Genomic DNA, 15451 nt, shown 5'->3' on the forward strand with positions numbered 1-15451 from the left:
GCCACGTGAAGATCGTGATTACCGGCGGTGCCGGGTTCATCGGCAGCAACCTGGCCCGGACCTTGAAAGAGCACCGCGAGATCAGCCAGATCCGGGTGATCGACAACCTCTCCACCGGCTACAAGGAGAACGTCGCGGGCCTCGACCTCGACTTCTTCGAAGGCGACGTCCAGGACCCGGCCCTCCTTGACCGGGCTTTCCACGGCGCGGACGCCGTCGTCCACCTGGCCGCCCTGCCCTCTGTACCGCGTTCCGTGAAGGACCCTCTGGCCAGCCACCATGCCAATGCGACCGGCACCCTCCAGGTCCTCGAAGCCGCCCGCCGAGCCGGTAACCTGCACGTGATCGCCGCCTCTTCGTCCTCCGTTTACGGGTCGAACGCTCACCTCCCGAAGCACGAAGACCTCTCGACCGCCCCGATGAGTCCGTACGCGGTCACCAAGCTCGCCACGGAGGCGTATCTCGGGGCATACCACCACAGCTTCGACCTGCCGGTCCTGCCCTTCCGCTTTTTCAACGTCTACGGGCCGGGGCAGCGGGCCGACCACCCCTACGCTGCGGTCATCCCGAAGTGGATCAGCGCCACGCTCGACGGACGGCCCCTGACCGTGCACGGGGACGGCACCCAGACGCGGGACTTCACCTACGTGGGCACGGTCTGCCGGATCCTCGCTGACTCCCTCCTGCGCCGAGTCGTCGTACCTCAGCCGATCAACCTGGCATTCGGGACCCGCACGCCCCTCCTGGACCTGATCCCAGAGATCGAGGCCGCCACCGGGTTTCGCGCTCTCTGGGAGCGCACCGCCCACCGCGTCGGTGACGTGCCCCACTCGCAGGCCGACGGCACGCGGCTGCGAGCACTCTTCTCTACGATCACGCCCACCCCACTACAGAAAGGGATACAGGCCACGGCCGATTGGCTCCGTGCTTGATCACGGCGTTGTCACGCCAGCTGATCACCACGCGAGACCTCGCCGCCAGTTGGGTCCTTGGCACCGACTCGGTGCCGGCGCTGATCAACAGCAACCGAGCTCTCGCTGGTGCACTTCTGGTTGCCACCGACAGCAGTGACCCCGACGCCCTCACCAGGCCCCAGCAATCCCAGTAGCTCCCCCTGTTGACAACGCGTCACCCCCAGCGCCGCTTGTCGCACAATCGGATGGGATTCCAGCTGAGTTCGCATCTCCCCCGACAAGACGTAGTTACTTCGCGTGACATAGCCCTTGATCGAAAGGCGGAGGCACGTAGTGACGTTTCATTCAAAGTTGCCACAGGAGAAGCGGGCTGAACTGGCAGATCTCGTGATCGCCGAGACCAAGACCGTGCTGGAGGTGAGCATCGAGTACGAGGTCTCACGCAAGACCGTGAACGGTTGGGTGCAGAGGCGCAAGCGACAGCTCGGGATTCCTGGATCTCCCAAAGGGGGAGACCGCACCCTCCCACCTGCCGCCCTGCGTCGCGTTGCCAAGGAGAAGCAGGGGAGGGTCGCGGCCGAACGGCGCGCGGAGTCCTACCGAAACGAGCTGGAGGACACCAAGTCCCAGCTTGAGCAGCTCGTGGAAACACTCCAGGGTATGCAGGTCACCTTGGAGTACTACATGGGACAGAGGCCAGCCGTCCGAGCCGCCGCCTAGTAATTCCTGACGAGCGCTTCCCACATGGCTACCCACCGTCACGACAGCAACCACATCGCAACCGAAATCGAGATCCTGTGCAAAGGCATGGGACTTCCCGTCGCGGACACGGACGACCGTACTCGGGCCGTCGGTGTGCTGATCTCGTCAGCCGGAACGAGGGCCGCGTCACTGGAGTGGTTCGTCTCCACCACCGCGCGCTCAGCCTCAGCCCGTGAACAGACCGAAGGACTCGCCGACGGACGAGCCGGCCTCCTGCACCGCAGTACACGCGCTTACGTGCATCACGCGCTCACCGGCGTCCTCCAGGAACTGGGGTACTCGGTAGCCCACACCACATCCGGCTTACGTATCGAGGGCCTGCCCGGCGCCTCAGCCGGAGCGGAGACCGCCAACACTCTCGCGGACTTCCTCCGTGTGGGCCTCGACAGTCTCGACGGAGCACGCGACCGCAAAAAGCCCAGCGAAGACGGCGAGGATGGCGACGACGGTCTGGCCGGCGTACCCGCCCGCGTGTAACCCCGTCGCCGTGAACGAGCGGGTCCGCACAACCTGAGTTCGCGCGGCGAGCGTCCGGCGAGTAACCGGCCTTGCGCCTCCAACTAGGCCGGATACTCGCCGGACGCTCGCTCCAGCGCGCTCGGTGCCGGGAGTCGCCCCGTCCGCTGCCGTTCACTTCGTTCAGGGGCAACACGCCGCCCCGACTGATCCTGGGCAACTCGCGCTGTGCCGGACAGCTTGAGGCACCCACGCCGGGTGCAACGCGGTGCGATGCACCCGGGAAACGCACCCTCAGGTGGCCAACACCGCATAATTCGACAAAAAGCCGTGCATACAGCGTGAACGAACGGCGAGGGCGAGGCTTCTATCTCCCCATGCTCTCCACGACGGACATCCTCCCGGGACTGGACCCGTGATCCCGGGTGCCCGTCAAAACGGATCAGGCCCAGAAGCGGACGGCAGGCGGGGCTTCCCGCTTGAGTCCGGTGAGATTGCGTCGTGACGCCAGGGGTGGGTTTCGGCCAGACACGCCAGTGTCCAGCCGATGACGGCCCGGATCATCCACTGGCTCGGCAAACCGCTGCTTATCATCGTCGTCAAGTGTCCAGAGGTACGGGGGAGTCGGTCATGGATCCAGAGTTGCTGGCGCAGACCGCGGGGATCACCGTCGTCGGGCTGATGGCCACCGATGCATGGCAGCGGACACGCGACGGTGTGGTGGCTCTGTGGCGTCGGGCACGCCCGGTGCAAGCCGACGAGATCGGCACAGCGCTGGAGGAGACGCGCGAGGAGATCCTCGCAGCCCGGCACGAGGGCGACTCCGAATGCGCCGAGGACCTGGAGCGTGACTGGCGCCGCAGGCTGAGGCGCCTTCTTGCCGCCGATCCCTCCATCGCTCAGGATCTTGAGGAGGTCCTGGCCGAGGCGCGTGCCTCCCTGCCCGAGGATGAACGTCCTTCCGTTCCCGCAGTGCAGATGCATGCTCACGCGTCCGGGAACGCGCGGGTCTACCAGGCCGGCCGGGACCAGCACATCGTCGAGCGATGACGGGGTACCCGGACGCCCGTGACGGGAGCCACGTCCTGCGGGCTGTCACGGACGGGCACAGCCGGGTGTACCAAGCCGCCGGCAACCAGATCATCGTGGAGTACGCCGTCCAGCAGTCCGAACCACCCATTCCAGGGAGCGGGTTGGGATGGGCGAGCCCCGAGTCGGTACGTACTCCCCTGGCTGCTCCGCTGAGTTCGCCGCTGCGGGACCGGCTCGATGTGCGACAGGCACTCCTCAAAGCGATCGTCGCCCCTGCGACCGCGGTAGACGGTCTGCACGTCGTCCATGGCATGGCGGGCAGCGGAAAAACCGCGTTGTCCCAGACGGTGTTCGACGAAGCCATCGCCGACCATGGAGTCGTGGGGCTGTGGGTCAACGCCTCCGACCGCTCGTCGTTCCGGTCCGGGATGCTGGCCGTGGCACACGACCGGGGTGCCTCGCAGCAAGAGGTCGACGCCGCGCGGGAGGGCCGCCGTCCGGACGCGGATTTCGTCTGGCACTACCTTCACAGCTCCCCCGAGCCCTGGCTGCTCGTCCTGGACAACGCGGACGATCCGTCCGTGTTCGGCCATGGCGCCTGGCTGCGATCGAGCAGCCGCGGCATCGTACTGATCACGACTCGGCTCCGGGACGCCGCCGTATGGCGCCGGGCCGCCAAGCATCGGCTCGACGTTCTCGACATCTCCTACGCTGTCGACGTGCTGCGGGATCTCCTGGTCAGCGCGGAGGACACCGCCAAGCTGGAACTGCTGGCGCGGCGGCTGGGCGGCCACCCGCTGGCACTGTCGCTCGCCGGCACCTACCTCGGCCGACAATTCCTGGAGCCGGTCTCAGTGGACGAATACCTGAAGCGCCTTGATGCCGACCCGTCGCTACTCGATCGCGGTGCGGAACCCGGGGAACAGGAACTGCGCCGACTGATCACCAGTACGTGGCAGATCTCCCTGGACACCCTGACCGAGCAGGGCATTCCCGAGGCGACGACGTTGCTCAGGCTGCTGTCGTACTTCGGTGCGGCACCCCTGCCTGTCGGGGTGCTCTCACCGACCGGCCTGGAGGGCACAGGGCTGCTTCACGCCCTCCCGCCGCTCACCGGCGAACGCGCCAACCTCGCACTCGAAGGGCTGGCAACACACACTCTGGTCTCGCTCATCAAGGCTGACGCCGGGACCGAGCGCGCCGCCGTGCCCAGCGTGCAGGCTCACCCGCTCCTCCTGGAGACGGTCGCGTCGCGCATTCCGGTCGACCAGCGTTCGCTGCTGCTGGAATCGGCCGCCGCTCTGTTGCGGCGGCTCCTGTCCACGGACTCGGGCCGATACGTCGATCCACACACCCTGCGGCTGTTCACGCCCCATGCCACCGCCCTGCTGAAGCACGCTGTCGCGCATCGCGCGGACGCGGCAATCGCGTCGGCCCTGGCCATTGTCCGCGGACTTCGCGATCAGTCGTATGTGCGCGGCGACTACGCCACGGCCCGAACTCTCGCAGACGACGCTGCCCACGTCTCCGACGGCCAGGGAACCCCAGAAGCCCTGACCGACCGCCACGAGCGCGGCCGGGTACTGACAGCCCTCGGCCACTTCGACGAGGCGGCGACGGTTCACCGAGCCACGCTCGAAGCACGCGAGGCCCTGCTCGGCCGCGAGCACCCGCAGACCCTGGACAGCGCGCACGCCCTCGGTATCGCTTTGTACGGCCTCGGCCGCTGGGCGGAGGACGAACGGTCCATGCGCCGCGCAGCAGACGGGCGTGCCCTCGCCTTGGGGGCCACGCATCCGGACACCATCGACAGCCGAGGCCGGCTGGCCGAAGCCATAGGCCAGCAGAAGCGCTGGGCCGAAGCCCGTCAGCTGGCGGCCGAGAACCTCGAAGTGAGCGAGCGGGCCCTCGGCGACGACCACCCTCACACCCTGCTGAGTCGTATCGCCCTCGCCTGGGTGCTTGCCGGTACCGGGGAGTGGGAAGAGGCGGCAGTCCATACCCGAGCCACGCTGGCAGGCAGCGAGCGAGTGCTCGGGGCGGACCACCCACGCACGCTCGCCGCGCGACAGCGTCTGGCAGATGTCCTGTCCCACCTCGGTCAGTGGCCCAGGGCGCTGGAAGCGGCGCAGTCGGTGCGCGCTGTGCGTCAGCAGATTCTCGGGCCGGAGCATCCGCACACCCTTTCGATCGAGATCGTGCTGTCCCGGATCCTGCGCGGCATCGGGCGTGCCGACGAGGCGGGGGAGCTGTCCGCTCGTACTCTGGCCGCCTGTGTGAGCGTGCTCGGAGACGATCACCCCGATACGCTGGCCTGCCGTGCGGAGTGCGAGGCAGCAGGTGCAGCAGTCCAGACAAAATCGGTTGATTCCCGAGTAGTTGAGCAGGAGGACGAGGAGTCGTGACCGGGCCGATACGGGTTTGGCGCAAGAGCAGCTACAGCGGTGCTGACAACGGCTGCGTAGAGATACAGACCCCCCCCCCGCCGCAGAGAGCTCCGGTTCGCGACTCAAAGGTGCCCGAGGGTCCAGTGATCGACTTCATGGATCGCTCGTGGGTGTCCTTCGTCCAAGCCCTCCAGCAAGGAGAGTTCGCCGACCATGACCTGTAGCCACCCGATGAGCGCAGGCCGTTCGCAGCGGCCGGTCACGGCTCCGGGCAAGACGGCGCGGCGGTAGTCCATGGGCGAACCATCGAGACCGACGACACCGGATCCGTCGGACAGCGACATCGTCATCAGGGATCACGCCCGCTGGAACAGCGCCTCGCGGGACCAGTACATCGCGGAGATCGGGCAGTACGTCGTCCACCACGGTGCGAGGCCCGGGCCCGCCGCGCCCGACCGGTCAGGGCCGGACTCGGTGCGCGTGCCGCTCGCCGCGCGATCGCCCTCCCCCGTCCGGGACCGTCACGACATACGCCGCGACGTGCTGCACGCCATCGGTCATCCCAACGATGCGCCCGCGAAGTTCGTCTTCCACGGCACCGCAGGCAGCGGAAAGACCGTCCTCGCCAAGGAACTGTTCCACGAGGTCGCGGCACGGGGCGTGGTGGGACTGTGGGTGAACGCGGCCACCGAGGTCGCGTTCCGCGCCGGCATGCTGGCCGTCGCCCTCGACCGTGGCGCCGACCCTGGCCAGGTGGAGGCAGCTCGGGTCGGACAACGCCCCGCCGCCGATCTCGTCTGGCAGTGCCTCGATGCCTCCGCCGACCCCTGGCTGCTCGTCCTGGACAACGCCGACGACCCGAGCGTGTTCGGCGACGGCGGCTGGTTGCGCGGCTCTCGGCGCGGCACCGTGCTCGTCACCACGCGCCACGGCAGCGCGCCCCTGTGGCAGGACGCCGACCGCCGCCGCCTCGACGTACTGGGCCTGGACGACGCCGTATGCGTCCTGCGCGACCTCAACGTGAGCAACTATGACCAAGCGGCGCTGGAGAGGCTCGCGAACGGCCTCGGCTGCCATCCACTCGCGCTCACCCTCGCCGGCGCCTATCTCGGGCAGCGGCTACTCGATCCCGTCACCGTGGACGAGTTCCTTCAGCGCCTGCGCGACGATCCGAGCGGCACCCTGGACGAAGCCGCCGACCCGGACGAACGTGACCTGCGCCGGCTGATCAGCTCCACATGGCAGATCTCGCTGGACGCTCTAGCCGACCGGGGCGTCCCCGAGGCAACCACGCTGATGTGGCTACTGTCCTGCTACGCACCCGACCCCCTGCCCATCGGCCTGCTCCACGCCCAGCGGCTCCGGCTCACCACCCTCGCCCAGGCCGAGCCGCCGCTTCCCACACGGAAGGCGGACGCCGCCCTGCGGGGTCTGATGTCGCAGTCCATGGTGGCGGACCTCGATGTTCCCGGAGATGTCGGCGTGCCCGCCGTCCCCTCCCTCCAGGCCCACGCGCTCCTCCTGGACACCGTGGCCGCCCGCATCCCCCTCGACCAGCGAGAGGGCGTCCTGGCCTCCGCCGGCCAACTGTTGGACCACCTGCTGCACGACGGTGAAACCGAGGGCACATGCCTCGACGCCCAGACCCTGCGGCTGTTCACGCCGCACGCGCTGGCGTTGCTGGGCCGCACTGCCGCCGCCCACTCGGCCGCCGCGCCGAAGGCCCTCGGCCTTGTCCGCTACCTTCGCGACCAGAGCCGCGAACGCGGCGACTACACCTCGGCGCACCTCCTCGCGGAGTCCGCCGTACGCGTCCCCCCGTCCGTGTCCGCCGCCACGGAGGCCGAAGTGTTCGACGACCGATACGAACTCGCCTGTTCCTTGGCGGACTTGGGAAGTTACGCAGAAGCCGCCGAGATGCACCGCGAAGTCCTGCACACCCGCGAGACACAGCTCGGTCCCGACCACGTCCAGACGCTCGACAGCGCCCACGCGCTGGGCCTGGCCCTGTACGGGCTGGGCGAGTGGGCGGAGGACGAGCGGCACCTGCGCCGCGCCGTCGACGGCCGCAGGCGGGTCCTCGGGCCCGAGCACGCCGACACGATCATGAGTGCCGCCTGCCTGGCCGAAGCCATCGGTGAGCAGCAGCGCTGGGGCGAGGCCGAAGCTCTGGCCCGCACCAACCTCGCCACCAGCGAAGCAGCCCACGGCCCGACCAGCCCGTACACGCTCGCGGCACGCCACACACTGGCCTGGGCCCTGTACCGACTGGGCCGCCTCGATGAGGCCGAGGCCCTTACCTCCGCCACGCTCGCGGAGCGGGAGCACACCCTCGGTTCCGAGCATCCGCGCACTCTGGTCGTCCGAGATCTGCTCGCCGGCATCCTGTGTGCCCAGGAACGTTGGACGGAGGCGGAAGCCGCAGCGCGCTCGGTCCTCACCGCCCGTGAGGAGGTGCTCGGCACGGAGCACCCGCACACTCTGGCCATGCGCACGGGGCTGATCCGGATCCTCACCGGTGCCGGCGATCTGGCAGCGGCGCAACCCCTGGCCGTACTGAACCTCGAAGCGTGCATCCGTGTCCTCGGCAAGGAACATCCCGACGCAGTCGCCTGCCGACAGGCTCACCTTGACGCCTTCGGATCAAGCCTTCACGATGACGAAGTGCCCCAGACTGGACATGACAAGGACGTGCAGCGTTGATGGATACCGCGCCGACCCGCATATGGGTCAAGAGCAGCTACAGCGGGCACGACAACAACTGCATGGAATTCCTCACCCCCCCCCCGCTGGGCAAGGCCGTTGTCCGTGACTCGAAGGATCCGCAGGAACGGGTGATCGTCTTCCGCGCCACTTCGTGGGCCCTGTTTGTCCACGCCTATCGCGCGGGCAACCCGCCGACGGAGACGGCTAATTAGGGGGAAGATCACTTCCCGTACGCCCGCTTCCAACGTGCTTGGTGCCGGGAGTCGCCCTGCCCGCGGCCGTTCACCTCACTCAGGGACAGCAGCGAGGCCCCGTTGTTCCACAGCCCGAAATGGTCCCGGTGCACGGCGAGGATTCCGTGCTGCAGCGCGAACTTCTCGGAGGGACGGCTGAACCGCGTGGTCGTGACAAACACGGCCAGGTCGGCCCCGAAGTGCACCTTGGCGCCCAGCAGATCGCGCAGTTCGCGGCTCGCGATCGTGCTGGTCGGCGTATAGCGCTTGCACTGGATCACCACGCTCCGGCCGTCCGGGAGACGGCCGACGACATCGGCGCCGTTGTCGTTGGCGCCGCCCACGCGCCGGACGTCGGTGCATCCGTCCCGTCGGCACAGGCTCGCGACCGGATCCTCGAACTCGGTGCCGGTCATCGTGTCCACCTCGACAAGCGTCCGGTGGCCGGCCTTCACCGCCTCTTCCTGCCGCCAAAGACGGTCCCGCCCACGCACGAGCCGGTCCGTACGCCACAGCCACCATCCCGCCGCTGTGGCGCCGCCGAGGACCACAGCCCCCGTGACGTACGGCCACACGACCGACCAGAAGACGATGAGCAGGACCAATACCAGTCCACCGCCGACCGCCGCCGACTTCAGCCGCGTCGCTCGTCGTCTACGAGCAGCCGCACCCCGCCCACGCTTCGTCACCGTCGAAGTCCTCCTCCACAGGTCCGTGTACCGCAGTGTGAGCCGACCGAGGCAGCGCGAGAAGGGCGCGATTCGGCCGTGGCCGGATCGGATGGCCATGAGGGACATGCGCTTGATCACCGTGCGGAAAACAACCACCTCGGACGTCAACGACGGTTGCCTCCGCAGCTCTTTCCGGTGGTCACCGAACTGATCGACTTCGCCGACGTGGGATAGGCGGCAACACTCGCATCGTGGTCGACAAGACAGACGTGCCGGGTGAAACTGGCCCTCCTCCGCTGAATGTCCCCAGGCCAGGAGGAAGAACGGCCGACCGCACCGGCCGCATGCGGCTCCAGTTCTGGCGCTGGGTCCTCGCGCCTCGAACTACGTGGCGGGCCCGTCGACTGGCGGCCGAGTTCGGGCCAGGTATGGATACCCGCACCGCCTGGGTCATGGCACGGATTGCGCGGCATCCGGACGAGTTCCCCCATGCGATACGGCACCTGAACGGTGAGGAGACTGCCGACTGATCACGGCGCGAGCCGAGCAGGCTCCCGCAGGACGGCAGTGAGTTCGCTACCCCCAACCGCTCGGAGCCCCGGGCAGCGGCGGGGGCCCGGCCCACCGCTGGCGTGTACGTCAGCAGCTCCACGTGCGCCCGGCGCTCGGCAGTTCCCTCCACTGTCAGTGGGGGACGCTAACGTCGGAAGCGAAAGGCTGTCGCCCCCTGCTCAACAGTTAGACCCACGCACTGAGCTGCGGTGGCAGCATGGCACTGCTGTATTGGGGTAGCCGGTGACGTTTGACAAGAGGCAGATCCAGACGGCCGTGCAGGGAGGCCCCGACTCAGACGACCCGGTGATCTGCCCTACGGACGCAGACGAGTTGGAGGCGTTCCGTGCGGAGACATGCGGCATCACGTTTTGGTGTGGTCGCCTGCTGGGTGGATGCGGCGGTCAACTGAGTACCCGGAAGTACCCCGACCGCGTATCTCACTTTGCCCATCTGCCCGACCCCCAAGGGCTGCGACCCGAGTGCGGGCGGCGTTCCCACAGCAGTGGTGTAGGCAGCGCTGACCATCTATTCATCAAGAGCGCGACGCAATCCTGGTTTCGCCGCCGAGGCCATACACCGAGGTATCGATTCATCGATCACGACGATGCCCCGGTCGGCTCTGTGGTGGACATCGAAGTGGACGGTCGCAGACTCCGCGTTCACATGAACAGTGACGTACCACTCCAATGGGACGAACAGGCCGTTCACGAGCTGGTTCTGGGGCCTGGTGTTTCCAGCGCTGCTCTCTGGCAAATGAGTCGGCGGTACGTCAACCGTATTGCGTTCAGGACCGTCGACGGACGCCGGGTGATGCAGGTCGGCACAGAGACCCCGCATGGGGGTACCGAGTGGTTTGACCCCTCGGAGTGCGAAGTCACCTCTGATGGCTTGCTCATCACCCCTGCCGTCAAGCAGATCTTGAAGACTCGATCGGACATCCCCGAGCCCAGCACCGGTGCTATGGAGACCGAGACCAAGGCAGCGCCGGCTCCGCCGGATCGGCATGTACCGGACCAGATCGCCGACCTCATCCGCGGCATGAATGCCGCTGTGGCCGCTGGCCACGTCGCCATGGCACGCGAGCTTCGCAGGGATGCCGAACGCGACCTGAGCGGATGCGAGGGATATGCCCTCTATGCGCTCCGATCCACGTTGACCAAGACAGACGAGTGGCTCTCCGTGCATGACCGGAATCGCCGCGTCCTCTTCATCCGCCTCAAGGCAGCCCAGCAGAATGGCAACGCCCTCGCGGCACGTGACCTACTGAAAAAGGCGAAGAAGATCTTCGCACGAGATCTGGCCCCCAATGACACCGAGGCGGCAATCCTCACGGCAGCCGAACAGCTCATCGCCTCTAAGCTGCCCGAACCCACGCCTCAACACCGGGCGGTGCACAGAATCGCGATGGTTTCGAGCCCGCTACCGTTCCCCGTCCAGCAAGTAGTACCTGCCCGGCAGCAGGCGGTACCTACCCAGGCGAAAGCCGAAGACCAACAACATGCTCGCGAGGAACTCCAGGAACGCCGTCGCGCGAAAGCCCGCGCAAGGAGCGCTTTGGGCGCTCTGAGGGCTACCCCCACCCACCCGTTGCCTCCCGAGGAGGAGGAGCGGCTCATCGCCGAGCTGTCCACCGCCATGGAGAGTGCTGGCGCGCTGCTTTCAACGCGCGATCGCCGGGATGCAGAAAAATGGATCGAACGGTCATCTCCTCAGGAACGGAGAGCCACGGACATCAGCGTCTCTTCCGAACGAGAAGGGCAAGGCGCTACACAACCCCATCTTCCGTCGGATCTCCTAACACGTACCGCTGAAGCGGTCCGGGGAGCATTGACAAAGAAGGCCCGCGACCAAAAGACCACTTCTTGGGCGGAACTCCGGCAGCAGCTCGGCTCCGCACTGCCCCACATGGACATCGCGGACAGGGTGGAGGTGCTGGTACTGGTGGACAGGAAGACACCCGCTGATCAAGCTCCGCTGTCTTCGCTGGTTGCGCTGGCAGACCCGATCATGGCGTCACACTATCGGGAGATCCTGGCCGCCCTGGGGCTGGCGGCACCCTCCGATGATGACGATCTGCGAGACGTCCTCGAAGCGGACGTGGAACAGCTCTACAGGTACTGGCGTCACCGGTAATCCCCGCCGGAAGAGAACAGCCCTTCGCCAATTGCCGAGCCTCCGTCGGCACACGGCTGTCCTCGCCCTGCTGGACATGGAAGCGTCAGCGGCACCCTCTTTGTCCAGCCGAGAACGGCTGCTTCGTGGTTGCAGTTTTGGTTGCATTCACTCCCGTCCGGCGCCGTCCACCATCTGTCCAGCTCACCCCTCCGCTGCAGGTCAGAACACCCCCACACATCCCCGAACCCCCGTACGAACATTTGGAAAGCGTGTTGGGGGCAACCCCTCACGAGTTCGAATCTCGTATCCTCCGCCAGTGCCTCACCGGGCACGATGTCGAAGGGCCCCACCGTTCGCGGTGGGGCCCTTCGACGTGTCCACCCGGCTGCCGCCTCCGTCTCTCCTGTTGCTCCGTGGAGGGGTAGTCCCACGCGCCAAACCGGTGTAATCACCCGATTGATCATCCGAGCGGCCACTTTTACGGGTATGGAGCGGATTGGTCTGTTCCGTTCCAGCGAAGGAGAACCGGTGGCCGAACGGGTGGTTCATCGACGCGGTTATCGAAAGGGCCTCGGCGGTGAGATGTGCGCCGAGTTCCTGGGGACGTTCGTCCTGATTCTCTTCGGCGTCGGTTCGGTGGCCGTGGCGGTCGCCGGGCTGCCGGGCTCGGGCCGGCAGACCGCGGACTTCGGGCCCGCCAACTGGCTCATCATCGCGTGGGGATGGGGCCTCGCCGTCGTGTTCGGCGTCTACGTGGCCGGCGGCATCAGCGGGGCGCACCTGAACCCCGCGGTGACCCTCGGGTTCGCGGTGCGGCGGGACTTCCCGTGGCGGAAGGTCCTGCCCTACTGGCTCGCGCAGGTCGTGGGAGCCTTCGTCGCCGCCGCGCTCGTGTACGCCTGCTATCGGTGGGCGATCGACGCGGCCATCGCCAAGGCGGGTGAGACGCGCGAGACGTCGCTGAACACGTACTCGATCTTCGCCACGTTCCCCGCCGAGTACTTCGGAGACTCCTGGTGGGGTCCTCTGCTCGACCAGATCGTGGGCACCGGGATCCTGCTGTTGCTGATCTGCGCGCTGATCGACACCCGCAACACGGCTCCGATGTCGAATCTCCACCCGTTCATCATCGGGCTCGTCGTCGTCGCGATCGGCCTCGCCTTCGGCACCAACGCGGGGTACGCGATCAACCCGGCCCGCGACTTCGGCCCCCGTCTGTTCACCTTCTTCGAAGGCTGGGGCGACATCGCCCTGCCCGGCACCTTCCAGTGGTTCAGCGGCTACTGGTGGATCCCCATCGTCGGCCCGCTCATCGGCGGGGTCGTCGGGGTGCTCGTGTACGACCTGCTCGTCAGCCCGGTGCTCAAGGCCAGGCTGACCGAGCGCGAGGAGGGGCCCGCCACCGAGGAGCCCTAGGGAGCGTCAGCGGTCGGCGGCGTCCTCGCGGAGTTGCCCCGTCCCATCGTCCGGAGAACCATGAGAGATGGGTCACGGGGGAAGCCAAGGGCGGAGGAGGTCGCGACCATGAAAGCCGTCGTCTACAAGGGACCGTTCTCTGTCGCGGTCGAAGACGTGGAGAAGCCGGACATCCAGCATCCGAACGACGTGATCGTGCGTGTCACGTCGACCGCGATCTGCGGGTCGGACCTGCACATGTACGAGGGCCGTACCGCCGCGGAGCCCGGCATCGTCTTCGGTCACGAGAACATGGGGATCGTCGACCGCGTCGGGCAGGGCGTCACCGGGCTGAAGGAGGGCGACCGCGTGGTCATGCCCTTCAACGTCGCCTGCGGCTTCTGCACCAACTGCGCCGAGGGGTACACGGGTTACTGCACCACCGTGAACCCCGGCTTCGCGGGCGGCGCGTACGGCTATGTGTCGATGGGCCCCTGGCAGGGTGGCCAGGCCGAGTACCTGCGCGTCCCGTACGCCGACTTCAACTGCCTGAAGCTGCCCGAGGGCGACGCGCACGAGACCGACTTCATCCTGCTCGCCGACATCTTCCCCACCGGCTACCACGGTTGCGAACTCGCCGGTGTGCGTCCCGGCGAGAGCGTCGCGGTGTACGGGGCCGGGCCCGTCGGGCTCATGGCCGCCTACTCGGCACTGCTGCGCGGCGCCAAGAAGGTGTTCGTCGTCGACCGCGTCCCGGAGCGGCTGCGGAAGGCCGAGGAGATCGGCGCGGTGCCCGTCGACTTCTCCGCGGGCGACCCGGTCGAGCAGATCAAGGAGCAGACCGGGGGCGCCGGCACCGACAAGGGCGTGGACGCGGTCGGCTACCAGGCGACGGCGGGCAAAACCGGCGAGGAGGAACCGGCGACCGTGCTGAACTCGCTGGTCAACACGGTCAGGCCCACCGGGGCGCTGGGCGTTCCCGGGCTCTACGTCCCGGCCGACCCGGGTGGTCCGGACGAGCAGGCCAAGCAGGGCATGCTCCTCGTCGCGATCGGCAAGCTCTTCGAGAAGGGGCTGCGGATGGGGACGGGGCAGTGCAACGTCAAGCGCTACAACCGCTACCTGCGGGACATGATCATCGAGGGCCGGGCCACGCCCAGCTTCGTCGTCTCCCACGAGCTGCCGCTGGACCAGGCACCGTCCGGCTACGACAAGTTCGACAAGCGGATCGAGGGCTACACGAAGGTGGTCCTTCACCCGTAGCGGCGGAGGCGGAGGCGGAAGCGGAACCACAGCGCCGCGCACATCGCCAGGGGTACGGCGACAAGGGGCACCGTCCACCACGGGACGCCGGTCCACACCGCCGGCAGGCCCACCCCGAAGCTCACGCCGATCACGGTGAAGAGCAACCACCTGCCGTACGGTTCCCAGGTCAGGGGCTCGTGGTCCAAGGGCCTGACCAGGCGTACCGCGCCGAACACGAGGCACTGGGCCGCGAGGAGCCCGGCGAGCACGCCGACGGCGGCGTTCATCTGGAGCTCGTCACGGGGCGCCTCCAAGGTGTCCTGCCGTACCCCGCCCTGGCCGAGCACCATGATCTCGCCGCGCCAGGCGGTGGCCGTGACCCGGTCACCGGGCTCGAGCCGCTCCAGGAGGGGCCCCGAGCCGTTGAGGTGCACGGTCCCCCGCCAGGAGTCCTGGTACGTCAGGGTCGCGTCGTGAACGGATTCCTTACCGGCGGTCTTGTTCACCGTCTTCTCCACGGTGAGGTGCCAGGTGCTCAGGCAGTCCGTGTCCCCCCGGCTCAACGCGCCGGAGGAGCACGAGTCGGCCGCGCGGTAGTCCTGGTAGCGCTCGCCGTCGGACGGGAGCCACCAGGCGAACACGAGGCAGCAGGCCGCCGCCGAGGCCAGGGACAGCAGGATCAGCAGTACGCCCGTGAGCCGCGCCCGGCCCGGCGGCCGCCCGCCCGCACGTCCCTTGCCCTGCGGCCCGTCCGCGCGCCGCGCCGTGGCCCACGCCCGTGCTGCCGTCGTCGCCCGTGGTGTCGTCGTCCCCTGTGGTGTCGTCGCCCTCGACCTCATCGCCGTCCCCCCTCCTGCGGCAGCTTCCGTCAAGCGGAACCCGGAACGCAACGAGGCGGGACGGCAGTCGGACAGGGGCCGGGGCTTCCGTATCCCGGCAAACCCGGCCCCGTCCGAAGCGCCGCGCACCGCGGACGCCGG

The 15451-nt window shown here is 67.8% G+C and carries 13 protein-coding genes; 11 read left to right on the forward strand and 2 right to left on the reverse strand.

Going from position 1 to position 15451, the window contains the following annotated elements; genetic code table 11:
* The first annotated feature begins 5 nt into the window (after nucleotides 1-5).
* From ABS735_RS36740 to ABS735_RS36775, 8 genes are all read left to right on the forward strand, one after another.
* On the forward strand, nucleotides 6-932 hold the full coding sequence (locus ABS735_RS36740; RefSeq protein ID WP_373904596.1) for an NAD-dependent epimerase/dehydratase family protein: 927 nt from the start codon (nucleotides 6-8) through the stop codon (nucleotides 930-932).
* A 333-nt stretch (nucleotides 933-1265) separates the two neighbouring features.
* Nucleotides 1266-1634, forward strand: coding sequence for a hypothetical protein (locus tag ABS735_RS36745; protein ID WP_373904597.1), 369 nt, complete (start codon nucleotides 1266-1268; stop codon nucleotides 1632-1634).
* Between the two features lie 24 nt (nucleotides 1635-1658).
* Nucleotides 1659-2153 carry a hypothetical protein gene (locus ABS735_RS36750; RefSeq protein WP_373904598.1) on the forward strand — a complete coding sequence of 165 codons (495 nt, stop codon included), beginning with the start codon at nucleotides 1659-1661 and terminating at the stop codon, nucleotides 2151-2153.
* A 609-nt stretch (nucleotides 2154-2762) separates the two neighbouring features.
* Entirely contained in the window at nucleotides 2763-3182 is a 420-nt protein-coding gene (locus ABS735_RS36755) for a hypothetical protein (RefSeq protein ID WP_373904599.1), read from the forward strand.
* Complete coding sequence (locus ABS735_RS36760; RefSeq protein WP_373904600.1) at nucleotides 3179-5569, forward strand: tetratricopeptide repeat protein; 2391 nt, start codon at nucleotides 3179-3181, stop codon at nucleotides 5567-5569. The genes ABS735_RS36755 and ABS735_RS36760 overlap by 4 nt, the downstream gene beginning before the upstream one ends.
* A complete protein-coding gene (locus ABS735_RS36765) occupies nucleotides 5566-5775 on the forward strand; it encodes a DUF397 domain-containing protein (RefSeq protein ID WP_373904601.1) in 210 nt (69 codons plus the stop codon). Before ABS735_RS36760 ends, ABS735_RS36765 begins: the two co-directional genes overlap by 4 nt.
* 70 nt (nucleotides 5776-5845) lie before the next feature.
* Entirely contained in the window at nucleotides 5846-8254 is a 2409-nt protein-coding gene (locus ABS735_RS36770; RefSeq protein ID WP_373904602.1) for a tetratricopeptide repeat protein, read from the forward strand.
* Nucleotides 8254-8469 (forward strand): DUF397 domain-containing protein, encoded by a 216-nt coding sequence (locus ABS735_RS36775; protein ID WP_373904603.1) that lies wholly within the window; start codon nucleotides 8254-8256, stop codon nucleotides 8467-8469. Before ABS735_RS36770 ends, ABS735_RS36775 begins: the two co-directional genes overlap by 1 nt.
* Before the next feature lie 8 nt (nucleotides 8470-8477).
* On the opposite strand, the gene ABS735_RS36780 is transcribed toward ABS735_RS36775, so the two are convergent.
* Nucleotides 8478-9179 (reverse strand): restriction endonuclease, encoded by a 702-nt coding sequence (locus ABS735_RS36780; protein ID WP_373904604.1) that lies wholly within the window; start codon nucleotides 9177-9179, stop codon nucleotides 8478-8480.
* A gap of 1200 nt (nucleotides 9180-10379) precedes the next feature.
* Here ABS735_RS36780 and ABS735_RS36785 point away from each other — a divergent pair.
* From ABS735_RS36785 to ABS735_RS36795, 3 genes are all read left to right on the forward strand, one after another.
* Nucleotides 10380-11849: a hypothetical protein gene (locus tag ABS735_RS36785; RefSeq protein ID WP_373904605.1), complete on the forward strand. Its 1470-nt coding sequence runs from the start codon at nucleotides 10380-10382 to the stop codon at nucleotides 11847-11849.
* Between the two features lie 564 nt (nucleotides 11850-12413).
* Complete coding sequence (locus ABS735_RS36790; protein WP_373905139.1) at nucleotides 12414-13247, forward strand: MIP/aquaporin family protein; 834 nt, start codon at nucleotides 12414-12416, stop codon at nucleotides 13245-13247.
* Between the two features lie 108 nt (nucleotides 13248-13355).
* Nucleotides 13356-14489 carry a glutathione-independent formaldehyde dehydrogenase gene (locus ABS735_RS36795; RefSeq protein WP_373904606.1) on the forward strand — a complete coding sequence of 378 codons (1134 nt, stop codon included), beginning with the start codon at nucleotides 13356-13358 and terminating at the stop codon, nucleotides 14487-14489.
* Here ABS735_RS36795 and ABS735_RS36800 read toward each other — a convergent pair.
* On the reverse strand, nucleotides 14480-15310 hold the full coding sequence (locus tag ABS735_RS36800; protein ID WP_373904607.1) for a hypothetical protein: 831 nt from the start codon (nucleotides 15308-15310) through the stop codon (nucleotides 14480-14482). The genes ABS735_RS36795 and ABS735_RS36800 overlap by 10 nt on opposite strands.
* Nucleotides 15311-15451: the final 141 nt, after the last annotated feature.

Origin of the sequence: Streptomyces sp. MMCC 100 (assembly GCF_041538145.2) — a bacterium.
Classification (GTDB): domain Bacteria; phylum Actinomycetota; class Actinomycetes; order Streptomycetales; family Streptomycetaceae; genus Streptomyces.